Source organism: Aeromonas sp. R10-2, assembly GCF_040908445.1.
Taxonomy (GTDB): domain Bacteria; phylum Pseudomonadota; class Gammaproteobacteria; order Enterobacterales; family Aeromonadaceae; genus Aeromonas; species Aeromonas veronii.
In genome coordinates this window covers 1-25153 of sequence record NZ_JBFODS010000091.1, presented here as the reverse complement: position 1 = coordinate 25153, position 25153 = coordinate 1, and the positions used below count along the sequence as shown (strand labels likewise).

Annotated in this window: 25 protein-coding genes and 7 tRNA genes; 13 read left to right on the top strand and 19 right to left on the bottom strand. The window is 58.2% G+C overall.

Annotated features, from left to right (window positions below):
• Positions 1–80 precede the first annotated feature (80 nt).
• Entirely contained in the window at positions 81–290 is a 210-nt protein-coding gene (locus tag AB5Y97_RS18150) for a cold-shock protein (RefSeq protein WP_005338972.1), read from the top strand.
• 239 nt (positions 291–529) lie between these two features.
• Here AB5Y97_RS18150 and AB5Y97_RS18145 read toward each other — a convergent pair.
• The 8 genes from AB5Y97_RS18145 to orn all read right to left on the bottom strand — a co-directional run bounded on the left by AB5Y97_RS18145 (position 530) and on the right by orn (position 1952).
• Positions 530–605, bottom strand: a tRNA-Gly gene (locus AB5Y97_RS18145).
• A 24-nt stretch (positions 606–629) separates the two neighbouring features.
• Positions 630–705 (bottom strand) — tRNA-Gly (locus tag AB5Y97_RS18140).
• A 24-nt stretch (positions 706–729) separates the two neighbouring features.
• Positions 730–805 (bottom strand) — tRNA-Gly (locus tag AB5Y97_RS18135).
• A gap of 24 nt (positions 806–829) precedes the next feature.
• Positions 830–905: transfer RNA gene (locus AB5Y97_RS18130), tRNA-Gly, on the bottom strand.
• Positions 906–930: 25 nt separating this feature from the next.
• Positions 931–1006, bottom strand: a tRNA-Gly gene (locus tag AB5Y97_RS18125).
• A gap of 33 nt (positions 1007–1039) precedes the next feature.
• A tRNA-Gly gene (locus tag AB5Y97_RS18120) sits at positions 1040–1115 on the bottom strand.
• A gap of 37 nt (positions 1116–1152) precedes the next feature.
• A tRNA-Gly gene (locus AB5Y97_RS18115) sits at positions 1153–1228 on the bottom strand.
• Positions 1229–1406: 178 nt separating this feature from the next.
• Complete coding sequence (orn, locus tag AB5Y97_RS18110) at positions 1407–1952, bottom strand: oligoribonuclease (protein WP_005349380.1); 546 nt, start codon at positions 1950–1952, stop codon at positions 1407–1409.
• A gap of 91 nt (positions 1953–2043) precedes the next feature.
• Between orn and rsgA the strand changes: the two genes are divergently transcribed.
• From rsgA to AB5Y97_RS18085, 5 genes are read left to right on the top strand one after another with little or no spacing between them, the layout of a single operon-like run.
• Positions 2044–3078: a small ribosomal subunit biogenesis GTPase RsgA gene (rsgA, locus tag AB5Y97_RS18105; protein ID WP_335839413.1), complete on the top strand. Its 1035-nt coding sequence runs from the start codon at positions 2044–2046 to the stop codon at positions 3076–3078.
• A 28-nt stretch (positions 3079–3106) separates the two neighbouring features.
• Complete coding sequence (asd, locus tag AB5Y97_RS18100) at positions 3107–3979, top strand: archaetidylserine decarboxylase (protein ID WP_041235127.1); 873 nt, start codon at positions 3107–3109, stop codon at positions 3977–3979.
• Complete coding sequence (locus AB5Y97_RS18095) at positions 3976–4245, top strand: VF530 family DNA-binding protein (RefSeq protein WP_005349372.1); 270 nt, start codon at positions 3976–3978, stop codon at positions 4243–4245. Before asd ends, AB5Y97_RS18095 begins: the two co-directional genes overlap by 4 nt.
• Positions 4235–4486, top strand: a complete 252-nt coding sequence (locus tag AB5Y97_RS18090; RefSeq protein ID WP_005338984.1) for a DUF2960 domain-containing protein — start codon at positions 4235–4237, stop codon at positions 4484–4486. Before AB5Y97_RS18095 ends, AB5Y97_RS18090 begins: the two co-directional genes overlap by 11 nt.
• Before the next feature lie 2 nt (positions 4487–4488).
• Positions 4489–4878: a hypothetical protein gene (locus tag AB5Y97_RS18085; protein ID WP_335839412.1), complete on the top strand. Its 390-nt coding sequence runs from the start codon at positions 4489–4491 to the stop codon at positions 4876–4878.
• Between the two features lie 96 nt (positions 4879–4974).
• On the opposite strand, the gene AB5Y97_RS18080 is transcribed toward AB5Y97_RS18085, so the two are convergent.
• The 5 genes from AB5Y97_RS18080 to gpt form a co-directional block, all read right to left on the bottom strand.
• On the bottom strand, positions 4975–6228 hold the full coding sequence (locus tag AB5Y97_RS18080) for a glutamate-5-semialdehyde dehydrogenase (RefSeq protein ID WP_335839411.1): 1254 nt from the start codon (positions 6226–6228) through the stop codon (positions 4975–4977).
• 34 nt (positions 6229–6262) lie between these two features.
• On the bottom strand, positions 6263–7366 hold the full coding sequence (proB, locus tag AB5Y97_RS18075) for a glutamate 5-kinase (RefSeq protein ID WP_005358365.1): 1104 nt from the start codon (positions 7364–7366) through the stop codon (positions 6263–6265).
• Positions 7367–7544: 178 nt separating this feature from the next.
• Entirely contained in the window at positions 7545–7937 is a 393-nt protein-coding gene (crl, locus tag AB5Y97_RS18070) for a sigma factor-binding protein Crl (RefSeq protein WP_005339003.1), read from the bottom strand.
• Between the two features lie 62 nt (positions 7938–7999).
• Entirely contained in the window at positions 8000–9268 is a 1269-nt protein-coding gene (gene frsA / locus AB5Y97_RS18065; protein WP_201945816.1) for an esterase FrsA, read from the bottom strand.
• 172 nt (positions 9269–9440) lie between these two features.
• A complete protein-coding gene (gpt, locus tag AB5Y97_RS18060; RefSeq protein ID WP_005339007.1) occupies positions 9441–9908 on the bottom strand; it encodes a xanthine phosphoribosyltransferase in 468 nt (155 codons plus the stop codon).
• 947 nt (positions 9909–10855) lie between these two features.
• Between gpt and AB5Y97_RS18055 the strand changes: the two genes are divergently transcribed.
• Complete coding sequence (locus AB5Y97_RS18055) at positions 10856–12307, top strand: aminoacyl-histidine dipeptidase (protein WP_201945817.1); 1452 nt, start codon at positions 10856–10858, stop codon at positions 12305–12307.
• An 81-nt stretch (positions 12308–12388) separates the two neighbouring features.
• Here the strand turns inward: AB5Y97_RS18055 and djlA are convergent, their stop codons facing one another.
• The 3 genes from djlA to AB5Y97_RS18040 are packed head-to-tail and all read right to left on the bottom strand — an operon-like array spanning position 12389 to position 14917.
• Complete coding sequence (gene djlA / locus AB5Y97_RS18050) at positions 12389–13222, bottom strand: co-chaperone DjlA (protein WP_005358354.1); 834 nt, start codon at positions 13220–13222, stop codon at positions 12389–12391.
• Positions 13223–13241: 19 nt separating this feature from the next.
• Positions 13242–13910: an N-acetylmuramate alpha-1-phosphate uridylyltransferase MurU gene (gene murU, locus AB5Y97_RS18045; RefSeq protein WP_201973444.1), complete on the bottom strand. Its 669-nt coding sequence runs from the start codon at positions 13908–13910 to the stop codon at positions 13242–13244.
• Entirely contained in the window at positions 13907–14917 is a 1011-nt protein-coding gene (locus AB5Y97_RS18040) for an aminoglycoside phosphotransferase family protein (protein ID WP_201973443.1), read from the bottom strand. The genes murU and AB5Y97_RS18040 overlap by 4 nt, the downstream gene beginning before the upstream one ends.
• A 174-nt stretch (positions 14918–15091) precedes the next feature.
• On the opposite strand from AB5Y97_RS18040, the gene lptD reads away from it, so the two are divergent.
• From lptD to AB5Y97_RS18010, 6 genes are read left to right on the top strand one after another with little or no spacing between them, the layout of a single operon-like run.
• Positions 15092–17533 (top strand): LPS assembly protein LptD, encoded by a 2442-nt coding sequence (gene lptD / locus AB5Y97_RS18035; protein ID WP_368158634.1) that lies wholly within the window; start codon positions 15092–15094, stop codon positions 17531–17533.
• 26 nt (positions 17534–17559) lie between these two features.
• Entirely contained in the window at positions 17560–18858 is a 1299-nt protein-coding gene (gene surA, locus AB5Y97_RS18030) for a peptidylprolyl isomerase SurA (protein ID WP_100647321.1), read from the top strand.
• The gene (gene pdxA, locus AB5Y97_RS18025; protein ID WP_368158632.1) at positions 18858–19853 is read left to right on the top strand and encodes a 4-hydroxythreonine-4-phosphate dehydrogenase PdxA; all 996 of its coding nucleotides are present in this window, start codon (positions 18858–18860) and stop codon (positions 19851–19853) included. The genes surA and pdxA overlap by 1 nt, the downstream gene beginning before the upstream one ends.
• Entirely contained in the window at positions 19843–20655 is an 813-nt protein-coding gene (rsmA, locus tag AB5Y97_RS18020; protein ID WP_005339016.1) for a 16S rRNA (adenine(1518)-N(6)/adenine(1519)-N(6))-dimethyltransferase RsmA, read from the top strand. Before pdxA ends, rsmA begins: the two co-directional genes overlap by 11 nt.
• Before the next feature lie 4 nt (positions 20656–20659).
• The gene (gene apaG / locus AB5Y97_RS18015) at positions 20660–21022 is read left to right on the top strand and encodes a Co2+/Mg2+ efflux protein ApaG (RefSeq protein WP_040065073.1); all 363 of its coding nucleotides are present in this window, start codon (positions 20660–20662) and stop codon (positions 21020–21022) included.
• A 6-nt stretch (positions 21023–21028) separates the two neighbouring features.
• Positions 21029–21850 carry a symmetrical bis(5'-nucleosyl)-tetraphosphatase gene (locus AB5Y97_RS18010; RefSeq protein WP_368158631.1) on the top strand — a complete coding sequence of 274 codons (822 nt, stop codon included), beginning with the start codon at positions 21029–21031 and terminating at the stop codon, positions 21848–21850.
• A gap of 234 nt (positions 21851–22084) precedes the next feature.
• Here the strand turns inward: AB5Y97_RS18010 and AB5Y97_RS18005 are convergent, their stop codons facing one another.
• The 3 genes from AB5Y97_RS18005 to AB5Y97_RS17995 all read right to left on the bottom strand — a co-directional run bounded on the left by AB5Y97_RS18005 (position 22085) and on the right by AB5Y97_RS17995 (position 25077).
• The gene (locus tag AB5Y97_RS18005) at positions 22085–22594 is read right to left on the bottom strand and encodes a DUF6622 family protein (protein WP_201945830.1); all 510 of its coding nucleotides are present in this window, start codon (positions 22592–22594) and stop codon (positions 22085–22087) included.
• Positions 22595–22802: 208 nt separating this feature from the next.
• Entirely contained in the window at positions 22803–23303 is a 501-nt protein-coding gene (locus tag AB5Y97_RS18000) for a 2TM domain-containing protein (protein ID WP_368158630.1), read from the bottom strand.
• Positions 23304–23515: 212 nt separating this feature from the next.
• Positions 23516–25077, bottom strand: a protein-coding gene (locus tag AB5Y97_RS17995; RefSeq protein ID WP_088813959.1) for an IS3-like element ISAs20 family transposase whose coding sequence is annotated in 2 segments (ribosomal slippage) — positions 23516–24615 and positions 24615–25077 — 1563 coding nt in all. Because the reading frame shifts where the segments join, the coding sequence is not laid out codon by codon here.
• Positions 25078–25153: the final 76 nt, after the last annotated feature.

Here is a 25153-nt window from a genome sequence, read left to right as displayed (position 1 = left end):
CATGAGCCAACCCCTGCTTGCAAGGCAAATGCAGCCCAGCACGGGCTTAGTTTCATTTTGTTATTGATAGGATTTAGCACATGTCTGACATTCGCACCGGCCAGGTAAAATGGTTCAACGAAACCAAGGGTTTTGGCTTTATTGAACAATCCCAGGGTCCGGACGTATTCGTTCACTTCTCCTCCATCCAGAGCACCGGTTTCAAAACCCTGGCTGAAGGTCAAAAAGTCCAGTTCACTGTGACCCAGGGCAAAAAAGGCCCTCAGGCTGAAAACGTTACTCTGGTCTAAGCCCGCGCCAGTGAATCATGCAGGAGGAGCCAAGGCCCCTCCTCTTTTTTGCCCGCAATTCTCGCCTCCCACCACCTGTTACAACCGCTTGCCTCGTACAATCCGCACCATGAGCCCACATCCCCTTCCTGTTGGCAGGAGGTGGTAGAGACGCGCCTAGTAAACGTCAGATACGACAAAGCATCGCAGCGCGATGTGAGGGGCAATTCAAAGAGATTATGAAAACGTCGAAGAGAGATTGGAGCGGGAAACGAGACTCGAACTCGCGACCCCGACCTTGGCAAGGTCGTGCTCTACCAACTGAGCTATTCCCGCAACAGAATGTCATTTACAAGTGATTGGAGCGGGAAACGAGACTCGAACTCGCGACCCCGACCTTGGCAAGGTCGTGCTCTACCAACTGAGCTATTCCCGCAACGGAATGTCACTTACAAATGTTTGGAGCGGGAAACGAGACTCGAACTCGCGACCCCGACCTTGGCAAGGTCGTGCTCTACCAACTGAGCTATTCCCGCAACAGAATGTCATCTGCAAGTGATTGGAGCGGGAAACGAGACTCGAACTCGCGACCCCGACCTTGGCAAGGTCGTGCTCTACCAACTGAGCTATTCCCGCATCGGAATATCACTTACAAATTTTTTGGAGCGGGAAACGAGACTCGAACTCGCGACCCCGACCTTGGCAAGGTCGTGCTCTACCAACTGAGCTATTCCCGCAACAATTTGGTTGTCTTGAGGCTGGCTGATGATTGGAGCGGGAAACGAGATTCGAACTCGCGACCCCGACCTTGGCAAGGTCGTGCTCTACCAACTGAGCTATTCCCGCATCGGGCTGGTTTGCACCAGTGTCATCATCAGATTTTTGGAGCGGGAAACGAGACTCGAACTCGCGACCCCGACCTTGGCAAGGTCGTGCTCTACCAACTGAGCTATTCCCGCAACTACCTTAAAACAGGCCGTACAGCATTTGGTTGCTTGCGCTACTGTACGGGAGCCGAATTATAAGAGCAGTCATTCCAATTGCAAGGGCTTTTTTGTCTGGTTGCGCGCGTTCGCTCAAAAGCTGGCCGAACTGTCGATTTTAGCAGCCAGCGCATGACAACCCCTTGCCGGGGAATCAGATCTTGAAGACGTGGCTACGATAGAACTGCAACTCGGCGATGGATTCGCGGATATCGTCCAGCGCCTGGTGGGTGCCGCTCTTCTTGAACTGATCCAGCAACTCCGGCTGCCAGCGGCGTACCAGCTCCTTGATGGTGCTGACATCGACGTTGCGGTAGTGGAAGAAGGCTTCCAGCTCGGCCATGTGCTTGACCATGAAGCGGCGATCCTGACCGATGCTGTTGCCGCACAGCGGGCTGGTTCGCTCCGGCACCCACTGGCGAATGAACGCAAGGGTCTCGGCAATGGCTTTCGCCTCGTCGTGCTGGCTCGCCTTGACCCGGGCCACCAGACCGCTCTTGGTATGGGTGTTGACGTTCCACTCGTCCATCTTGGCCAGCTCTTCATCACTCTGATGAATGGCGATGACCGGCCCTTCGGCCAGTACGTTCAGATCCTTGTCGGTGACTATGGTGGCAATCTCCAGTACCACATTCTCTTCAGGGTCGAGACCCGTCATCTCCATGTCGATCCATACCAGGTTCTGCGCGCTGACTGTCATGATTGCTCTCTCTATTGGGAGGAATGGCGGAATTTTGCCAATTTGCATGTATCATACTGGCTTTGGATCTGTTCATAAACTGGCGAATCGAGTGGCAAAGAAAGCAAAACTCAATCTGGGTCAACAAAGGCGCGTCCAGGCCAACCGCGAACGGCGGCTGCAAAAAGATCACACCACAGTGGTGGATGACACCCTGTTTGGCCCCGCCATCGAAGGGGTGGTGATCAGCCGTTTTGGTCAGCACGCAGACGTGGAAGCGGTCGATGGCACCATCCACCGCAGCAACCTGCGGCGCAGCAGCATCAGCAGTCTGGTCTGTGGCGACAAGGTGGTGTGGCGTCCCGGCCTCAATGCCGCGACAGCGGGCGTCATCGAGGCGGTGCATCCGCGCCACTCGGTACTGACCCGGCCGGACTTCTACGACGGGGTCAAACCCATCGCCGCCAACATCGACCAGATCATCATCGTCTCGGCGGTGATGCCCGAGTTCTCCACCAACATCGTCGACCGCTACCTGGTGGCCGCCGAGGATGTGGAGATCCGCCCCCTCATCGTGCTGAACAAGGTCGATATGCTGGATGATGCCGCCAGAGCGCGCATCGAAAGTCAGCTCGAAACCTACCGCAAACTCGATTACGAGGTGCTGCTGGTGAGCTGCGAGAGCGGCGAAGGGCTGGATGAACTCAAGGCAGCCCTGACCGACAAGATCAGCATCTTCGTTGGCCAGTCCGGGGTGGGCAAGTCGTCGCTCACCAACGCCCTGATGCCGGGGCTGGATGTATTGACCGGCGAGATCTCCGAAAACTCGGGGCTCGGCCAGCACACCACCACCACGGCGCGGCTCTACCACTTCCCGAGCGGTGGCGATCTCATCGACTCCCCCGGGATCCGCGAGTTCGCCCTCTGGCATCTGGAAGCCGACCGCATCACCTGGTGCTTCGTCGAATTCCGCGACTATCTGGGTGGCTGCAAGTTCCGCGACTGTACCCACAAGGACGATCCCGGCTGTGCCCTGCGCGCCGCGGTCGACGCGGGCGACATCAGCGCCGATCGCTTCCACAACTATCACCGCATCCTGGAAACCATGCAGGAAGCCCGTCACGGTCGCCAGCAAGCGCGCCTGTGACCCTAATAAACCTACGTTGATGATGAACATGAGCATTACTGACAACCTGAAAATTGCCGGTCAATACTGTCTGCCCAAGCACGCCCTCTCCCGTCTGATCGGCAAGTTTGCCGCCGCCGAAGCGGGCAACATCACCACCAAAGTGATCGAGGCCTTTATCAAGCAGTATCAGGTCGATATGAGCGAGGCGCTGCACGAGAGTCCGGCCCACTACAAGAGCTTCAACGAGTTCTTCACTCGCGAGCTCAAGCCCGGTATCCGCCCCGTGGTAGAGGATGCCATGACCCTGGCGCTGCCGGTCGATGGCACAGTCAGCCAGCTCGGTCCCATCCAGCAGGGTCGCATCATTCAGGCCAAGGGCCACGACTACAGCGCCCGCGAACTACTGGGCGGCTATGAGGATCTGGTGGCGCCGTTCAAGGATGGCGACTTTGCCACCATCTATCTGGCGCCCAAGGATTATCACCGCATCCATATGCCGCTGGACGGTGTGCTGGAGAGCATGGTGTTCGTGCCGGGGGATCTCTTCTCCGTCAACCCGCTCACCGCCGAGAACGTGCCCAACCTGTTTGCCCGCAACGAGCGGGTGGTCGCCACCTTCCGCACTCCGCACGGCCCGATGGCGCTGGTGCTGGTCGGTGCGACTATCGTGGCCAGCATCGAGACCATCTGGGCCGGTAACATTGCTCCGACCAAAGAGAAGAAGGTGGTGCGCTGGGACTACACCGGCAACGAGGCCATTACCCTGCAAAAAGGTGCCGAGATGGGCCTGTTCAAGCTGGGCAGCACCGTGGTCTGCCTGTTTGGCCCAGGCATGCTGGCCGGTTTCGAGCCCCATCTGGCCAATGGCGTCACCACCCGCATGGGTCAGCCCTTTGCCAAGCTGGCGGAGCAGGCATGAGCGAGCAACCGAACGCCTCGCAGAAAAACAACCCACTGCACGGGCTGACGCTGGAAGCCATCGTCACCGCGCTGGTCGAACACTATGGCTGGGAAGAGCTGGGGCAGCAGATCAATATCCGCTGCTTCACCGATAATCCCAGCATCAAGTCCAGCCTGAAGTTCTTGCGCAAGACCCCCTGGGCCCGGGAGAAGGTCGAAAGCCTCTACCTCTACGTCCAGCGCAAGCAAGCCAAATCGAAGAAGGAAGGGCAAGATGGCCTTTAAGATTACGTACACCTATAAAAAACAGGCCAAAGAGATCGGCTACGCGAACGACAAGTTCCGCAGCATCTACGACGCCATCGCTGCTGCTGAAGGGCTGGATCTCACCAGTTTTCACGCCATGGAGGCCCAGCTGGCTCAGGTTTGTCGCCGCGACAAGAAAAGCGTGAAGGATTACCAGGAGAACTACTTCAAAGAGCTGGGATTCTCCAACATCGTCATCGAACGGGATCTGCAGGAGTAACCATGCGCACCTTGACTCTGATGGCCGCCTCTCTGCTGCTGGCGGCATGCAGTACACCGGAACAACATCTGGTTGGCAGCGATCGCGACAGCCACGGCTGTATCGGCAGTGCGGGCTATCAGTGGTCAGCGCTGACTGGCAAATGTGTGCGCCTGTTTGAAGAGGGTATCCGGCTCAATCCAACCGATGCCAGCCAGACCAGCAGCGCCTTCCTGCTGTTCAACGCCGATCAGACGCAGGCCGAACTGCATCTACCAAGCGGCGAGCTGCTTGCGCTGACCCGTCAAGGTGCGGAGGGCAACTGGTCGTGGCAGGGCAGCGGCTACACCCTCTTTATCTGGAAGGGTTATGTGCTCAAGCACGGTGACAAGGCGCTCTATCACGGGGAATAACCCCGAGGGATAGTGCACTGCGTGGTATCGGCACGATACCCGCGAAAAAAATGCCGACCCAAGAGTCGGCATTTTTGTATCTGACACAACCGGTTATCAGGCGCGGCTGAGGTAATCGGCCTGCCCTACCCACTTGTAGCTGGTGAGCTCGGTCAACCCCATGGGGCCACGGGCATGCAGCATCTGGGTCGAGACCGCCACTTCAGCGCCCAGACCAAACTGGCCACCATCGGTGAAACGGGTGGAGGCGTTGACATAGACCGCCGCCGAACCGGCCCCATTGACGAAACGCTCGGCGTTGGCCAGATCGTTGGTCAGGATGGCATCGGAGTGGCCGGCGTTGTGCTCGCGCATATGGGCCAGCGCCTCGTTCACATCCGCCACTAACTTGACCCCCAGGGTCAGCCCGAGCCACTCGGTATCGAAATCCTCCGGCCCCGCCTCGCACAGGTTGTCGGCGCCCGCCAGCAGCGTCATGGCGTTGGCCGCGCCGACCAGCGTCACCTTGCGCTCGTTCATCAGAACGACCAGCTGCGGCAGGAAAGTCGAAGCGACTTTCTCGTGTACCAGCAGGGTATCGAGGGCGTTGCAGGCGGAAGGGCGCTGCACCTTGGCGTTGTCGATAACCGCCAGAGAGCGCACCAGATCGGCACTCTCGTCGACGAAGATGTGGCTGATGCCAAAGCCGCCGATGATGACCGGAATCGAGCTGTTCTCCTTGCACATCTTGTGCAGGCCCGCGCCACCACGGGGGATGATCATGTCCACATAGCGGTCGAGACGAAGCAACTCGCCGACCAGCGTCCGATCCGGGTTGTCGATGTACTGCACCGCCGCCTCGGGCAGACCGGAGGCCGCCAAGGCATGCTGGATCACCCGCACCAGCTCCAGATTGGAGTGGAAGGTCTCGCGCCCGCCACGCAATATGCTGGCGTTGCCAGTCTTGAGGCAGAGGCTGGCGATATCGATGGTGACGTTGGGTCGCGCCTCGTAGATGACGCCGATAACCCCGATGGGCACCCGACGACGGGAGAGCCGCAGGCCATTTTCCAGCACCCGGCTATCCATTTCAGCACCGACCGGATCATCCAGCGTGATCACCTTGCGCACATCCGCCACAATCCCGGCCAGCCGGGCCGGATTGAGCAGCAGGCGATCCAGCATGGCTTCTGACAAGCCAGCCTCACGCCCGGCCGCGATATCCTTGTCATTGGCCGCGAGGATCTGCTCACTGCGCGCCTCAAGCTCGTCGGCGATGGCGGCCAGCGCCCGATTCTTCTGCGCCGTGCTGATGGTAGCCAGCTGATAGGCGGCTTCTCGGGCCGCCTGCCCCATTTTCTCCAGACTCATCTCATTTCCCTTTGTTCATGCCGTGCCGCCCTGATTAGAGCAGCACCATATCGTCTCGATGGATGGCTACTGAACCATATCCATAGCCCAGTACCTGCTCAATCTGATCCGAGTGGACGCCGCGCAGCTTCTCCAGCTCCAGATGGTCGTAACGGCAGATACCGCGCGCCAACTCGGCGCCTTTGGGATCAAGAATACGCACCACATCGCCCCGAATGAAATCGCCCTTGACTGCCACAATCCCCTTGGGCAGCAGGCTGGAGCCTTTCTCCTTCATGGCGGCCACTGCGCCCTGATCCACATGCACTTCACCGTGAGGAGGTGGGCCTGCCAGGATCCAGCTCTTGCGCCCTTCCAGCGGGGACGCCAACGCGGGGAACAGGGTGCCAATCCGCTCGCCCTTGGCGAGACGGCCGATCACCTCCGGCATCTGGCCGGTCGCGATCACCACGTTGACACCAGCGCGGCGCGCCACATCGGCGGCCTGCAGCTTGGTAGCCATGCCGCCGGTGCCGAGGCCGCTGACACTGTCACCCGCCAGCGAGCGCAGGGTATCGTCGATGGTCTGCACCTCTTCAATAAGCTGGGCGTCGGGATTGGTGCGCGGATCGGCGGTAAAGAGCCCCTTCTGATCTGTCAGCAGGATCAGCAGATCCGCATCCGCCAGAATGGCGGCCCGCGCGGAGAGGTTGTCGTTGTCGCCGACCTTGATCTCGGCGGTCGCCACCGCATCGTTTTCGTTGATGACCGGAATAATGCGGTGATCGAGCAGGGTGCGCATGGTGTCGCGGGCGTTGAGGTAGCGCTCCCGATCTTCCAGATCGGCGCGGGTCAGCAGCATCTGGCCGATATGCAGACCGTAGAGGTTGAACAGATCCTGCCATACCCGAATAAGCTGGGTCTGACCAACCGCTGCCAGCATCTGCTTGTTGGGCAGGGTTGGCGCCAGTGGCGGGTGACCCAGATGTTCACGCCCGGCGGCGATAGCCCCTGATGTGACGACCACGACCCGATGGCCGTGACGGTGCAAGGCCGCACACTGTCTGACCAGCTCGACCATATGGGCACGATTGAGCTGGGAAGACCCCCCTGTGAGCACGCTGGTGCCCAACTTGACGACTATGGTTCTGTTTTCCATGGGAGCATAAAGGCTAAAAAGTAAGGAATATCTTTATACCCACGGCCATGGAGCCCTGCAAGGCAATTAACGTCGGGGTGAGGAGATGAAGCAAAGCCCGGATGATTGCGGTCGGAAGGGGAGATGGCTGACTGATGGCCCGGCAAACAGCGGGATGCTGCTCGCCGGGCATCAGGGATCAAGCAGCTGTCACGGTCAACTCATTGGTGACCTGATCCGCTGGCGCTAACTGACACTCCAGAGCCGTCAGTTTGTCGCTGATGAGCTTGTAGAAACGGTTGAGGGTCCGTTCCACTTCTACCTGGTGCTTCTTGGGGATCGGCTTGTCCAGCCACTCACCATCAGCATTGTAGAAACCGAGCTGATAGTGGTAACGGAAGTGGTGATCGTCCTGCTCCAGCACCAGCCACCAGCCCCAGAACTCCCGCTTGTCCGGCGCCGGCTTGGCGCTGACACAGACCGACAGGCAGTCGAAACGATAACGCCCCTCTTCGCAGAGATCTTCGCGCAAATAGGGGCCAATGGCAGCAAACTGCCTCAGCAGTCGCTTGTAGGTCACTCTTTCAGACATGTTAACCTCCCTGTTAAACAAGCCGCGCCACCTCGGGATGGCGTCAGTTCTTTAGCGCAATGTCAGGTACACAAATGCTGTTTCAGCCACTCGACGATTTCGTCCAGCGCCTTGTCATACACCTCCAGCAAAGGCTGCTTGTCGAATACGATGGCCTTGCCGTTACGACTGGCCGCCGCCAATGCCCGTACATCCTGCTCGGGACAAATAAAATCTCGCTTGTGCCCAATACTCAATATCGGCACTGAGGTGCGAGTCCCCAGTAATCCTTGCGTTTTAAGTGAAAATACCTGGCACTTGGTACGCATGCCGTCCCACTGCGCCGCATCCGCCCCCAACCGGTTGGCCAGACTGTCCCGCATCATGCGCGGACACTTGGCAAACAGCTCCTGATTGGTAAACACCTGATTGACACCGGCGCCGACACAGACCACGGTGCGCAGCTTAAAGGGTTCGATAAAGGCCAGTCTGGCTGCGATATTACCCGCCAGCCGCATTCCCACCATGGCGATACGCTGATGATCGACCCAGGCCACTTCGGAGAGGTAATGGAGCACCGCCTGATGAAGGCGGCTAGTATCCTGCACCAGTGGCCAATGCTCGGCATAGCCAACCCCGGGCATATCGAGGGAGAGCATGCCGATACCGTTAGGCTCGAGCCGTTTGAGATAGAAGTTGAGGAAATCGAGCTGCAGAGAGTCGATCCCGCCGCTGATGATCACCAGCGGCACCGGTTTTTCGGTCGTCGGCAAGTGGAGATAACCCTGAATATGCTTGCCGCGAAAAGGCACCTGGATCTCTTTGAGCGGCACCTTGAACAGGCGACCCGCCTCGCGATAGGCCATGTTGCCAAGCAGCTGGGCCTGATCCGCCAGCTCGTCATCCTTGAGATGGGGATAGCTGGCGATGGAGTAGTAGCGCACAGCCTTGAGCAGCTGTTTCAAGGCACCAGAAGGATCACCCTTCTCGCGCAGTTCGCGGCCCTGCTTGAAATAGTTGCCAGCCACCTGGCTCCACTCGTAGATCCAGTTGCCGGGCACATAGCCCTTGATGGTATCGAGATAGCAATCGTGGGTGCGCTTGCCGGTCGCCATGGCGATACGGGCCAGGGTCTGCTCCACTTCGATGGGATCAGCCCCCTGCCAGGTCCAGGAGGGGCGGCGCAGCAGGCGATACCAGCTCTTTGACATGGAGCCGTCGATAAACATCTCGTCTGAGTCGGCTTGCGCTAGATCAGCCGCACTGGAGTTGGAGATCTCGGATGTTTCCAATACCTTCTTGACGCGGGTAAAGAGCTGTTCGGTCAGGTTTAGGTCTTCGTTCAAGTCCAAGATAGTGTCCCATTCATATCAGGCAATGGCTCATCTTAACCACTTTTACTGCCCATCAGCCACCCTGCAACAGATTGATACACAAAAAAACAGGGCTCCAAATTGGAGCCCTGTGAAACCATTATTGCCGGTCGCGACCAATGGACGCAGTGAGCGTCACATCCCGCTCCCGTTACTTTTCGTCGCAGATCGGTGTGGCGAACTCCAGTGCCATATCCCACGGCTGTTCGATCCAGGTATCCTGCGGGATCGCCACTTCGAAATCATCCAACAGCGCTTCGCCCATCGGCTTGGCGAAAATCGCGATGAACTTGGCTTTCGGGTAGAGCTCGCGGATTGCCTTGGCGGTAGTGCCGGTGTCCACCAGATCTTCCACCACCAGCCAGCCTTCGCCGTCACCGGCGGTGGTGGCAGCCTTCACGACCACCAACTCGCGCTGGCTGTCATGGTCATAGCTGGAGATGCAGAGGGTTTCCACATTACGAATGCCAAGTTCACGGGCCATCAGGGCTGCGGGCACCAGGCCACCACGGCTGACCGCGATGATACCTTTCCACTGGCTGACAGGCAGCTGACGACGGGCCAGACGGCGAGCTTCACGTTGCAGGTTGTCCCACGACACATAGAACTTTTTCGGCATGTTATCGATCTCGAATAGTTATTTAAAAACAATCACTTAAAATAACAACATCCGCAATTATCCCTGCGGATGCCAGTAAATGGCGGCCCTTGCCCGACTGAATTCAGATTGCACTTCGGCTGCCTCAGGGCTAAGCCTCGGCAGCAAATCTGATAACAATGGAAGCAAGATGGGCTTATCCGGCGATCGGTTAGATGATGTGTCCAAACCGCGGACAGGCTGTTGGGCCGATATGATAGCACCGTTTGCAGAGAAAATGCCTGGCAAACGTATGCCAAAAACAGGAAAAATCGGCATCCCCCTCTCCATTCGGCACATCTCGAGCGCCAAACGACTAACCTGCCGTCCCTGCTGCCGAGTCCAAATGGGCCGTGCGGCAAATCGCAGATAAAAAAATAGCAGGGGGAGGATTTACCTCACGCACCTGCTGCTTTCTCGCCTCTGCCTGGTTGGGCAGCTCGTCTTAGCGACGAGTGACGAAGGGGTTAGGGTAGCTGAAACCCTGGGTATACAAAGAGGGGGCAAACCAATAGGTTGAGTTGCTGCCTGGCATATTGAAACTCCTGATTGCTTAACAAGTTACGTACCTTTAATGCGGGCTCAAATCCTTGAACGAACACTCGGTTCCATGGAGGCGCACTTGCTTTGCTTCGGTTCCCTGGAGGCTTTCATCGTCATCCTGACGGGTGGCGAACCACGGGAGCTAATTTACCAGTCGGTGCGTTAAATTCAATGTTTTTGTGAGATCGGTCACATATTTTCTTTTCTATCGGTCAGCGTCGTCCGAACCTGACGATCGTACTGCCTGGTTGCCATCAGCCAGCACAAGCTGCCTGCGATTTGCGCTGATTGCTCACATTTTTGTGTGATTGACTGTATTATCGTTATCCTCTTCCCCGGCCCGCTGATGGGGCCCTGTTAATTCCGTGCTGGTAAGGAGTCCCGACGTGGCACAGCTTAGCTCTCTCTCTCCCAAACTGATTTGGCATTTCTTCGAACAGATCTGCTCCATCCCCCACCCTTCCAAACATGAAGCCAAACTGAGCGCCTGGATCATCCAATGGGCTCAAGGGGAAGGTCTGGCGGTCAAGCAGGACAAGGTCGGCAACATCATCATCAAGAAACCGGCCACCCCGGGGATGGAAAACCGCAAAGCCGTGGTACTGCAGGCCCACATCGACATGGTGCCGCAGGCCAACGCCGACACCAAACACGACTTCGCAACCGATCCCATCGATGCTTATGTCGATGGCGAGTGGGTCACTGCCCGAGGCACCACCCTGGGTGCCGACAACGGCATCGGCATGGCCGGTTGTCTGGCTGTGCTGGCTGACAAGACCATCAAGCACGGTCCGCTGGAAGTGCTGCTGACCACAGACGAAGAGACCGGCATGACCGGCGCTTTCGGTCTGGAAGCGGGCTGGCTGGAGGGCGAAATTTTGCTCAACACCGACTCCGAAGAGGATGGCGAAGTCTATATGGGCTGCGCTGGCGGTGTGGATGCCAATATCCGCTTCCCGCTCGAGCTGGTTGATGCCAGCGAAGGCGAAGCGTTCGAACTGGCCGTAAAAGGACTGCGCGGCGGTCACTCCGGTTGCGATATCCATCGCGGCCGTGGCAACGCCAACAAGCTGCTGGTTCGCCTGCTCAAAGCAGCAGAGCCGCTGAGTGTTCGTCTGGCCGAGATCCACGGCGGCACGCTGCGCAACGCCATCCCGCGCGAAGCTCGCGCCACCCTGCTGGTGCCCGCAGCCAGCGTAAACGAGTTCAAGGCGCTGGTTGACCGCTACACCGGGATCTACCAGACCGAACTGGCCGCCACCGAGCCGAACCTGACCGTGCTGGTCAACAACGCCGCCAAACCGGCCAAGTTGATGAGCGTCTCCCTGCAGCAGCGCCTGCTGGATGCCCTGATGGCCTGCCCGAACGGCGTGATGCGCATGAGCGATGCCATGCCCGGCGTGACCGAAACCTCTACCAACCTGGGGGTCATCAAGACTCAGGATGGCGAAGTGTACGTCCAGTGCCTGATCCGCTCCCTGATTGACTCCGGCCGCGAGAGCATCGAGCAGATGACCCGCTCCCTGTTCACCCTGGCAGGCGCCAGCTGCGAATTCACCGGGGCCTATCCGGGTTGGGCGCCGAACGTGGACTCCCCCGTCATGGCGCTGGTACGCAACAGCTACCAGACCCTGTTTGGCACCATGCCCAACGTCATGGTGATCCACGCCGGCCTCGAGTGCGGTCTGTTCAAGAGCGCCTATCCGGAGTGGGACATGGTCTCCTTCGGCCCGACCATCCGCGGTGCCCACTCCCCTGACGAGAAGGTACATATCCCGGCGGTCGAACGTTTCTGGCAACTGCTGGTGCACGTGCTGGAAGCGATTCCGGCCAAATAACCCGGCCTGCGCCACACGGCAAAACAAAGCCCCGCACTGCTGCGGGGCTTTTTATTGTCTGTTACAGCCAGATTTTGGCGCTTAACGGATGCCGCGGGCCTCGCGGATCCACTCCCAGGCTTGCTGGATCTCCTGGGTCTTCTCCTTGGCCATCTCCATCATCTCCGGCGGCAATCCCTTGGCGGCCAGCTTGTCCGGGTGATGTTTGCTCATCTCCTTGCGGTAGGCGCGCTTGATATCCTGATCGCTGTCGCTCTCGCTCACCCCCAGCAACTGGTAGGCATTCTTGAGGCGATCCGCAGAGGGTGCCGCCTGCCGATACTGCTGGCCACCGGAATGGCCCCCCTGATACTGGCCATGAGCCTGATTGAAGAAGTTCATCTGCGCTTCGGCCATTGCCAGAATGCGGGCCAACTCGATGCGGCTGAAGCCCAGCTCGTCGGCAATGGTGTGCAGAATGGCGCGCTCGCCTTCCTCCACCCGCCCGTCGGCAAAGGCCGCCTGCAACTGCACTTCGAGGAAGAAGCGCAGAATATCGCGCTGCCCCAGACTGGCACGGCGGAACTCGGCCAGGGTTTCGCGCAGCGGGAAGTCGGCCTCTTTACCGAGACGAAACGACTCCTGCGCCCGGGCACGCTGTTCGCCCGCCAGCCGCATCCGATCCATCAGGTTGGAGGCAACCCGGATCTCCTGCTCGGTCACCTGACCGCTTGACTTGGCGATATGGCCCATCACCGAGAAGGTGGCGTGGAAGAAGACGGCTTGCTGCTCCTGACTCGGGCCACGACGAAACGCCCCCTGCAGCCCCATGCCACGGTCGAAACGGTGGCCAATCCAGAGGCCAATCAGGGCGCCGATGATATTGCCGAGCAGAAAACCGAAGAAGGCGCCCAGCACCTTACCCCAAATACGCATGGTTCAAGACCTCTTGAAGTTAATGAGTGCGGGCCTGGAGCTGGTCATCCAGCTCGTGCAGTCGATCGACCGTGCCGATATCGCGCCACTCGCCAGCGAGCAGGCTGCCGCCCACCCGCCCTTGCGCCATCCAGTCACGGAGCAGGGGCGCCAGTTTGCGGGCGCCGCCCGCGAGACCGGCAAAGGCCGCCGGATCATATAGTCCGACCCCGCTGAAGGTAAACGCTGGCGTATCCATGACTCGCCCCCCTTGCAGGGCAAAGTCCCCGCTCGGGTGCTGGGGCGGATTGGGTACCAGCCAAAGGTGGGCCAGATCATCGCCAAGGAGCTGGCTGACCAGAGTGTGATAATCGAGATCGAGCCAGGTATCGCCGTTGATCACCAAAAAGGGGTCAGAGCCCAGCAGCGGCAGCGCCTGCACAATGCCGCCCGCGGTCTCCAGCGCACTCTCCTCGGCTGACCAGTGGATGGTCACCCCAAGCGCACTGCCATCACCAAGGCTCTCGACCAGCTTGTGGCCAAGCCAGGCGTGGTTGATGACCAACTCGGTCACGCCAGCGGCTTTGAGTTTTTCGATGTGATGAACGATGAGCGGTTTTCCCCCCACCGCCAGCAGCGGCTTGGGCAGCAGGTCGGTCAGCGGGCGCATCCGCTCGCCACGGCCAGCGGCCAGGATCATCGCCTTCATGGTTTTACCCCTGCATTGGCGATCCCCGGCAACACAACCTGCTCCAGCCACTGACCAAAACGGGCCAATACCGGATAGGCGCTACCGTGAGTGCGACAGACATCCACCACATAGCCGAGGGTACGGGGAATATCCTTGAGATAGCCGGACTTGCCATCGCGATGATAGAGCCGGGTGAAGATTCCGGCCGCTTTGAGGTGGCGCTGCATGCCGGTCAGGTCGGCATCACGACGGAAACTGGCATAATCGAGCTCGCCAAGCAGACCCGCCTGTTGCAGGATGGCAAAGCCGTGACGCATCCCTTCATCGATCACCTCGTCCGGCCAGCGCACGTAGCAATCTTTCAGCAGGGAGACCAAGTCATAGGTAAGCGGCCCGATGACCATATCCTGAAAATCGATGATGGCCAGCTGGCTGCTCTCGGGGGTATCCCCGCCACATACCATCAGGTTGCGACTGTGAAAATCTCTATGCATCACCCCCTGCGGCTGGGCCAGATTGCAGGCGGTGAGGCAGGCAAAGGTCTCGTCCAGCAGTTGCTGCTCTGCATGGCTCAGGGTCAGTTGCAGATGATGACCCAGCAGCCACTCGGGGAAAATGCTGTTCTCCCGCGCCATAAAAGCCGCATCGAAGGGTTCAAGCGCCAGTTCAACCGCCCCCAGGCGGGGCAGCAAATCAATCGCCTTGCCATACCAGGCCAGCACATTGTGTTCGTTCAAGCAGCTGATTAGCTGGGTATCGCCCAGATCACTGACCGCCAGCAGCCCCTGTTCGTAGTCCACCGCCTTCACCTCTGGCGCCAACAGCTGACGCGCCTGCAAGGCGGCCGCGTTACGAACAAATTCATGATTTTTTTCGGTTTTCGGATTGGCATCCACCCACACCAGACCACCACCGCGAGAGTAGCGGCGGAAGCTGGCATCACCGGAAATGAGGGTAAGCGTGAGAGTGGCATCACCGGAAATACGGCGTGCCCACTGCAATAGCAGGGAATCGCGATCGTGCATAAGTAGAGGACCAAGGTGGAAAGCAGCACTTGGCTGTTAGCCCTGGCCGCAATAATGCTTTATCATTGCCGGCTAACATAAAGCAATGACATGCAATGTCAACTCGATGAAACCTGTCGTAAAATGCATGCCTTGGATCAACCGTATCTATCACGGATTGCACGAGTCTTTCACATGACAAAATGGACACTGGGGTACCGCTATCCCATCGCCCTGACTATCAGCCTGGCCCCCGCACTCACCCCTATGATGGTGCAGGCGGCCCCGTTCGAAGCGCCGCCAGCCACCGGCATTCTCGATAGTCTCTGCTATGACTATGTTCCCAAGATAGAGAAGCCTGCATCGGATCAGGATGCCAACGCACAGCCGGTCGAGGTTGATGCTGACCGTCTCGAGGCCAAACAGGGCGGCACCGCCGTCTATGAAGGCGACGTCAAGGTTCGTCAGGGTGTTCGCAAGTTTGACTCCGACTATGCCCAGCTCGACCAGAAGAGCCGGGATGTCATCGCCATCGGCAACATCTATTACAACGACGGTCAGGTGACCGTCACCAGCGACAAGACCCTCAAATCCAACCTGGATACCAAGAACTCCGAGCTGGAAGAGGGCAAGTATCAGGTGCATGGCTCACCGGTGCGCGGCTTTGCCAAGCGCGTGGTGATGACCAACAACAACCAGAACATCACCATGGAGGGGGCTCAGTACACCACCTGCCCCCCCGGTCAGGAAGTGTGGACCCTCAAGGCGGGCAGCATCGACATCGACCAGAAAGAGGTGTTCGGCGAAGCCTGGAATGCCAGCCTCTGGCTTTACGACTATCCGGTGTTCTACTTCCCCTATATCAACTTCCCCATCAAGGATGAGCGGAAGACCGGTCTGCTCTACCCGGGCTACAAGCAGAGCTCCAGCAACGGCATGGATATCACCCAGCCCTTCTACTGGAACATAGCTCCCAACTACGATGCCACCATCACCTCCCGTTTTATGGATAAACGCGGCCTGATGGAACAAGTGGAGTTCCGCTACATGCCGGAACCCGCACATGCAGGTATTCTGTACTTTGAAAATCTGGCGGATGACAAGCAGTACAGCCCGAGCAACTCCAATCTTTCAGATGGCCATCGTTATCTGATGAACGTGCGTCACGGCTCCGCCCTGATGGATGGATCCCTGCGTTTTGGCCTCGACTACACCCAGGTGCGGGACAAGGATTACAACTACTTCAACGACTTCAGCCCGCAAGTGGGCACCCAGGTCGACAGCCAGTTACAGCAATCCTTTACCGCCGGCTACTACCAGCACAACTGGAACCTCACCTCCGAGGTGCGCCGCTACCAGGTCCTTAGCCCAACAGCTCTATTGCCCCACGAGATGCTGCCGCGTATCGACTACAACTACTTCCAGCAGGGCAAGTGGTTCGATCTGGCCTGGAACAGCGAACTGACCAAGTTTGGCTACGACAGCGGCAGTGCCAGCACCCAGCAGGTAGGTGAGCGCTATACTGCCACCCGTCTGCACCTGGCGCCAACCCTGACCGTGCCTCTCATCGATGCCCCTGGCTACTACCTCACCAGCCAGTACAAGCTGATGTTTACCTCCTACAACCAGGAGGTACCCGATAATCTGGTTAGCCAGGACCGCAGCCGCTTCACCGATGCAGACAGCAAACAGCTGACCCTGAAAGAGGGCACCATTACCCGTACTCTGCCCTCCTTCCGCCTCAAGGGGGGCGTCAACTTCGATCGGCCGCTCGACTGGTATGATGGCAAGGGCACCCAGACCCTGGAGCCCGAGTTCCAGTACCTCTATATCCCTTACAAAAATCAGGACGAGATCGGGATCTACGACTCCACAACCACCCGTCAGGATTACTACAGCCTGTTCAGTGATCGCCGCTTTGCCGGTCTCGACCGCATTAGCGATGCCAACCGGGTCACCGTTGGCCTGACCAGCCGGGTCTATGACAATGTGGGTGATGAACGGTTGCGTCTGGCGGTGGCCCAGGCCTTCGAAATGACACCACCCAAGGTGCGCCTCTACCCTTCAAATCCGGAAAGTACCAACGCACGCTCCCTGCTCTCGTTTGAGGGGGATGCCCGGATCACCGATGAGTGGTTTGCCCACGCAGGAACCCAGTACGATACCTCCGAGGGTGAATTTACGGCTGGCAACGGTGCAGTCGAGTACCGGACCGGCAAGCTGACCACTCAGGTCAACTACCGCTACATCAAGGATGGCAACCTGGACTATCGCTATCCGACCAACACAGCGCTGGCAGAAGATCTGAGCCAGGCGGGTCTGGTGATGATGGCTCCGATCGCCGATCAGTGGCAGATGTATGGCGGTTACTACCGTGATATCAAGCAGGATGTGAACATTGACCGCAAGGTCGGTGTCAAATACGACTCCTGCTGCTGGAGCATCAATATGAGCCTGGAGTGGCACAACCAGCCACAGTGGGAAAACAATGTTCTCACGTCACGCTCGGAAAAAGTCATTGGTCTGCAGTTTGAAATGAAGGGACTTGGTAGCGTGGGTACAGGTGGCCGCAGCGTCACACTGGATACCGAGCTGTTGCCCTATGTTCGCCCGTTTAATCTGAAAGGCCAGCAATGATGCTGGCCCAGCCTTGAGAGATGGATATGAAAAAGACCCTGATTGCCCTGCTGACCGCGGGAATGTTCGGTGCCATGAGCCAGGCCGCACTGGCTGCGCCCGAGCTGATGGACAAGGTGCTGGCCGTGGTCAACAAGGACGTGGTGCTGTCCAGCCAACAGGACGCACTGGTCAACAAGGTAAAACTCTCCGCTCAGGAGAGCGGCCAGTCCCTGCCTGACGATGCCACCCTGCGCAAACAGGCGCTGGATCGCCTGATCCAGGAGAGCCTGCAGTTGCAACTGGCGGAGCGCCAGGGGCTGAAGATCAGCGACACCCAGCTGGAACAGGCTATTCAGGGCATCGCTGCCGACAACAAGATGACCCTGGATCAGCTGCGCGCCCAGCTCGCCCGTGAAGGGATGACCTATGCCCAGTATCGGGAAGAGGTTCGCCGCGAGATCCTGATGAACGAGGTGCGCCGCAACCAGGTGCGCCGCCGTATCAACATCTCCGAGCAGGAGGTGAAGCAGGTGGTAGAGATCCTGAAGAAACAGGGTCAACAGCAGAACGAATACCATGTCGGCCATATCCAGATTGCCCTGCCGGACAACCCCACTGCCGCCCAGCTGGATGCCGCCAAGAGCAAGATCGAGCGCATTCTGGCCGCCCTCAAGCAAGGTGCCGACTTCCGCAAACTGGCCATTGCCGAGAGTAACGGTCCCAAGGCGCTGGAAGGGGGCGACTGGGGCTGGATGAGCCCGCAAGAGATGCCGACCCTGATGGCGGAAGCGGTGCAAGGTGCCAAGAAGGGCGACATCGTCGGCCCGCTGCGCTCCGGCGCCGGCCTGCACATCGTCAAGGTGTTCGACACCAAGGGTCAGCAGCAAGTGATGCAGACCGAGGTGAAAGCCCGCCACATCCTGATCAAGCCGTCCATTATCCTGAGCGAAGAGAAAGCCAAGGGGATGCTGGACGGCATTCTGCACGACATCAAGAGCGGCAAGGCCAGCTTCGCCAGCATGGCGGAGAAGTACTCCGAAGATCCGGGCTCTGCGGTGCAGGGTGGCGAACTGGGCTGGTCTGATCCCAATGTCTATGTCCCCGAGTTCCGCGACATGGTCAACCGTCTGCAACCGGGCCAGATCAGTGCCCCGTTCCGTACCAGCCATGGCTGGCACATCGTGCAGGTGGAAGATCGCCGCAGCCAGGATGCGACCGACAAGGCTCAGGAGCAGCGCGCCTACCAGCTGATCTACAACCGTCGCTTCGTGGAAGAGTCCCAGGCGTGGCTGGATGAGCTGCGTGACGAGGCCTACATCCAGATCGAAGGAACCGGTAGCTGATGAGCTGCCGTCGCCTTGCCGTTACCCCGGGCGAACCGGCCGGGATCGGCCCGGATCTGGTGCTGCAGATTGCCAAGCAGGATTGGCCCCACCAGTTGGTGGTGATCGCCGATCCGGCGCTGCTGCGCGAGCGGGCAACCCTGCTTGGTCTGCCCATTGAGCTTGAGCCCTACGATGCCAGTCAACCTGCTCAACCGCAGCGAGCCGGCACCCTGACGGTATGTTCTGTCTCTCTCGGTACCGCCGTGGTGCCGGGCGAGCTGAACGAAGGCAATGGCGCCTATGTGCTGGCGACCCTGCAGCGTGCCTGCGATGGCAACATGAGCGGCGAATTTGCCGCCGTGGTGACCGGGCCGGTGCACAAGGGGATCATCAATCAGGCCGGGGTCTCGTTCAGCGGCCACACCGAGTTCTTTGCCCAGCAATCCAACACCGCCGATGTGGTGATGATGCTGGCCACCGAAGGGCTGCGGGTCGCACTGGCGACTACCCATATTCCGCTGGCCTATGTAGCGATGGCCATCACCGAGGATCGCCTCGGCAAGGTGATCCGGATCCTCAACGAGGATCTCGCCACCAAGTTTGGCATCGCCAAACCCCGTATTTACGTCTGCGGCCTCAACCCCCACGCTGGGGAAGGTGGCCATCTCGGACGTGAAGAGATTGACGTGATCGAACCCGCCCTGGCCACGCTGCGCCAGGAAGGGATCGATCTGGTCGGCCCGTTGCCGGCCGACACCCTGTTCCAGGAGAAATACCTCAAGGATGCGGATGCGGTACTCGCCATGTACCACGACCAGGGGCTGCCTGTGCTCAAATACAAGGGCTTCGGCAGTTCGGTCAATATCACCCTGGGGCTTCCCTTCATCCGCACTTCGGTGGATCACGGCACCGCGCTGGATCTGGCAGGCAAGGGCCTGGCCGATCCGGGCAGCCTGATCACCGCGATTAACCACGCCATCAAGATGGTAGAGAAAAAAAGATATGAGCAGTAAGGTGCACATGGGCCACACGGCCCGTAAGCGTTTCGGTCAGAACTTCTTGCACGACCGGTATGTGATCGACCAGATAGTGGCCGCCATCAACCCGCAGCCGGGTCAGAATCTGGTGGAGATCGGTCCGGGTCTGGCCGCGCTGACCGAGCCGGTCGCCGCCCAGATGGACAAAATGACCGTGGTCGAGCTTGACCGGGACCTGGCAGCTCGCCTGCGCGAGCACCCGACACTCAAAGACAAGCTGACCGTCATCGAAGCGGACGCCATGCGTTTCGACTTTGGCACCCTGATGGGTGAAGGCAAGGGGCCGCTGCGCATCTTCGGCAACCTGCCCTACAACATCTCCACCCCGCTCATCTTCCACCTGTGCGAATTTGCCGACCGGGTTGAAGACATGCACTTCATGCTGCAAAAGGAAGTGGTGTTGCGTCTGGCCGCTGGCCCGGGCAGCAAGGCTTATGGCCGTCTGAGCGTAATGACCCAGTACTACTGCCAGGTGGTGCCGGTGCTGGAAGTGGGCCCGGGCGCCTTCAAACCGGCGCCGAAAGTGGACTCTGCCGTAGTTCGCCTGATCCCGCACAAGAATCCGACCATAGTCGCAAAAGACATTCGTTGTCTGAATCGCGTCTGTACCGAAGGCTTTGGCCAGCGTCGCAAGACCATCCGCAACAGCTTCTCCAACTTCATCACCGACGCCCAGCTGACCGAGCTTGGTATCGATGGCAACCTGCGCCCGGAGAATCTCTCCCTCGAGCAGTTTGTCATGATCGCCAACTGGCTGGCGGATCAGCAACAGGCCTGATCCTGTGGCACTCCCGCACATCGAGATCCGCCCATACCCCGTGTATGTGGCGGGCTCCAAAGACCCTTACCAGTTTCACTATCTGATCGAGATTGAGAATCTGGGGCCCGGCCCGGTGCAACTGCTGCATCGGCGCTGGCTCATCACCGATGCCAATGGCAAGATGCAGGAAGTGGCAGGCCCGGGCGTGGTCGGGGAACAACCCGTCATTGCCGAAGGTGAGACCTATCGCTACCAGAGCGGCGTGCCGCTGGCGACCCCGCTTGGGGTGATGGAAGGGAGCTATACCCTGCAAGATGGCTCTGGTCAGCAGTTCGAGGCGCCCATCGCCCCCTTCACGCTGGCCATCCCCAATATTATCAACTGAGGTTTCATGGCGAACTGTTTTGTCGGTGACATCCAGGGCTGTTACGACGACTTGCGCCGTCTGCTGGATCTTGCCGCGTTCGATCCCGACCAAGACGTGCTCTGGCTCTGCGGCGATCTGGTCGCCCGCGGCCCGGACTCCCTCAATACCCTGCGTTTTGTCAAAGGGCTGGGCAACCGCGCCGTCACCGTGCTCGGCAACCACGACCTGCACCTGCTAGCGGTCGCCGATGGCGTTGCACCGCTCAAGAAGAAAGACAAGCTGCAAAGCCTGATGGATGCCCCTGATCGGGATGAACTGCTGGAGTGGCTGCGCCACCGCCCGCTGCTGGCCGAACATCCGGACCTGCCCATCATGATGGTGCATGCCGGGATCTCCCCCGCATGGGATGTCCGCACCGCGCGCAACTGCGCCCGCGAGGTAGAGAGCCTGCTACGCGGTGACCAGTACAGCTGGCTGCTGCACAACATGTACGGCGACCAGCCCGATGGCTGGAAAGATGATCTGGTCGGGATCGACCGCTACCGCTACATCATCAACACCTTCACCCGGATGCGCTTCTGCTATTTCGACGGTCGTCTCGACTTCAAATGCAAGAAGGGGCCCAAGGAGTCGACCCCGGGGCTGCGTCCCTGGTTCGAACAGCGCGCACACCACGTGGATGACCCCATTCTGGTGTTCGGCCACTGGGCGGCCCTGATGGGCAACACCGGCAAGAGCGATATCAAGGCGCTCGATACCGGCTGCGTCTGGGGCAACAGCCTCACCCTGTGGCGCTACGAGGATGATGCCCTCTTTGCCACCCCCTGCCCCACTCACGCCAGCTAGGGCAGTGCTTGCAAAAACCTGAACCCAAAAGAGAGCCCGGCAACTTGCCGGGCTCTCTTACTCTGCTATTTACATTGATAACCGATAATTTTCACTAATTAAGTAAAGGCTTGCTGTTCGTACAGTGAATTTTATACCAATATAAGATTAACTGATACATGACGAATAATATTATTAAAGCAGATCATTTAATGGCTTTAACTTTTAACTGTAATCAAGTTATTTTGAGCATAGTTAGCCACATAAATAGGCTTTTCGATATGTTAAATAAAAATTCACTGTGCGCCCCCAAAGAACCCCACTAATCAATCCACTTGAAACACCAAAGATGATATTAAACCATAATGAAAACCTTAAATAAGGATCCATATTTAAAAAAGCATTCAATGCATACTTTATAATGAAAGTAATTATTACGAAAACGAGAACCCATGAAGTACCTGGCCAGATAATTAAATGAGTACCTTCTTTACGCTTCAGCTGAGGTCCATCGCTAAAGTGGCGCCAGCCGATATAAGAGCCGGCTATCACCCCTGACATCATCGAAGCAAAGCCCCAGAATAAAAAGGCCAGATTATCAATCACTGTGAATCCTCCCCAGAGGAGAAAAAACAATGGCATAATGAATAGCCCTTCAATATTTGTTTCTCTATCACTTAATGCATTTATGCCTGTGGTTATGAGAAATGCAAACAAAATCCAGACCCATATAGGAGTCTCAGTGACAATTTGAAGAAGCAACATGTCATCGTCCTTAAAAATAAAACAATGTCATCAAATGGTAAGCGCTATCTATAAACTTCATTTAAAAACAAAATATCCGCAAGACAACTTTTTTTCAGCCTTCATCTCAAAATACAATCATGTCACATTTTTGTGATGAGCCCATATTCATGGATATTAGCTATGAGAATATCCTATAAATATGGGCAGATATGTGACTGCTTTGAGATTACAACTTGCGCCCCAACCGTTTCTCGATCTGGCGCCGCTCCCACTCGGGGCCAAACAGCTTGAAGGGCTGAAACACCCGAACAGCATGGGAGACAAGTCCCAGCCCCCATCCCAAGGTTGGCCACCAGGCCCAGATGTACTCCGGATTGCTCAGGTAGTTGATGACAAACAGCCCGCAGATCACCACCACGTAGCTGGCGACATGGTGATAGAAGCCCTTGAGCGCCTCCACATAGCGCATTGCCGCCCGCTCCTCTGCCGATACCTGCACCGCATCCTGACCCATAGTGTCACTTCCTCTCATCTCGCGCTCCTGTTGCTCTGACCCATCCAGTTGAGCCACATCGAGTTCAAAGACGGCGGCCAGGGCCTTGAGAGATTCCAGTCCGGGTTGCTGCCCCTGCTCGATCCGCTGGATAGTGCGGACACTCAAACCAGTCAACGTTGCCAACTGATCCTGAGACCAACCCCGTTGCAATCTCAACTTCCTGACGATCATCTCGAACTCCTTGTGGTAATTGACAGGGCCAGCATAGGGCTTGCGCCGCGAAAGGTGACACGACAGATAGCCGACATACATCCGACAGTCCTTTAAAATCAGATGGTTAAGATTTTGATCTTGTCAGTCAGCCGCTCGTTCCCCCAGATATTGCACAAACCGTAACAGATAACCATCGGCGTTTTTCAAGATAGTTGTCGCGCAAAGCTGTTTTAAGCAGCCTCTTTTTGCTCCGGCTCGGGTTTCTCGGGCCGCTCCGGATTTAGCATCACGGCACCGATAGGTGTCCAGTCTCGCGTCTTGCCACTCCACCTCGCTGGGTGTTGTGCTCGGGCGGCCTGGTACACAGCATCCCGTTTCGCCAGCAGGGCTTTATCGTCACCCCGATGCCGCTCGTTGGGTGTGACGAAGCGGATACGGCTATGCCGGTGCTCTTCGTTATACCAGGCCATAAAGTCGCGCACCCACTCCCTGGCCGCTTCCAGACTGGCAAAGCCGTCTGATGGCCACTGCGGACAGTACTTCAGCGTCCTGAACAATGACTCCGAGTACGGATTATCGTTGCTGACCCGAGGCCGTCCCCGCGAGGGCGTGACACCCAGGTCATGCATCTTGGTCAGCAGCGTGACTGACTTCATTGGCGCGCCGTTGTCCGAGTGCAAGACCAGCGGCTGCTTCCAGCACTGCTCGCGGATGATGCTCCGTTGCAGCAACGCCGCCGCCCGTTCACCGCACTCTTGCTCATGCACTTCCCAGCCCACCCCTTTGCGGCTGTAGATGTCCTCTATCAGATAGAGGTAGTAATACTGGCCGCGCACGAGTGACGGCAAGTAGGTGATATCCCAGGACCACACTTGATTGGGCCCAGTCGCGGTATGGCTGGTTGGTACCGGCACATGGCGCGGTGGCTGGCTCCGGCCACGCCTGTGCTGCTGGTCAGCCGCCCGCAAGATGCGATAGAAGCTCGACTCACTGGCCAAGTAGCGCCCCTGGTCGGCCAGCCGTGGCACAATTTGACTCGGCGGCAACGAGGCGAACTCCTGGCTATTGCAGACGTCCAGCACGGCCTGCCGCTCCTCTGGGCTCAATGCATGAGCAGGTATGGAACGAACCGCATCCGGTCGCCTATCGGCACTCAGCTCAGGCCCGGCCAACCAGCGCTGGAGCGTGCGCAGACTCAGCCCCAACACCTCGGCCGCAGGATGCTTGCGGGCGCCAGCTTCAAGCGCTTCGCGCCACCATGCAACGTATTGCTGCCGCTCTGGCAACGAGGTCAGTTGTCCTCGTCGACGTTGCTCCAGTAGGCATCGAGCTTTTTTTGCAATATCAGCAGAGCTGCTGCCTCGGCCAGGGCCTTGTCTTTGCGCCGCAGCTCTTGCTCCAGTTGCCGGATACGCTTCTTGTCCGCTTTGGCCTGTGCCTTCTCCGCCTGTTGTAAGGTACGAGCGGATTGCTGGCCCAGAATACAGGCTTGGCGCCATTGCTGGACTTGCTCGGGATAGAGACCCTTACGGCGGCAGTACTCACTGAGTTCAATCTCGGAAAGCGCAGCGGTTTCCAGCACGACGGCGAACTTGGCCTCGGCGGGCCATTCATCGGTCAGTTTGTTGTCCCCGGGCACAGGAGACCCTCCGTCTTTGGCGTGTTTGCGCCAATTATACAGAGTGACCTCGCTGATGTTTTCCTGCCGAGCCAACTCGGCCACCGACATATTGATGGGCGGCAGCAGCTTCTTGAGCAAAGCAGCCTTGCGCTCACTTGAATAACGAGCCATTCGACACTCTTTATCCGCCCCCGGTCTTCACATTTAGATTATTCAGATTAGGCGACAACTATTCTGACACCGGGGG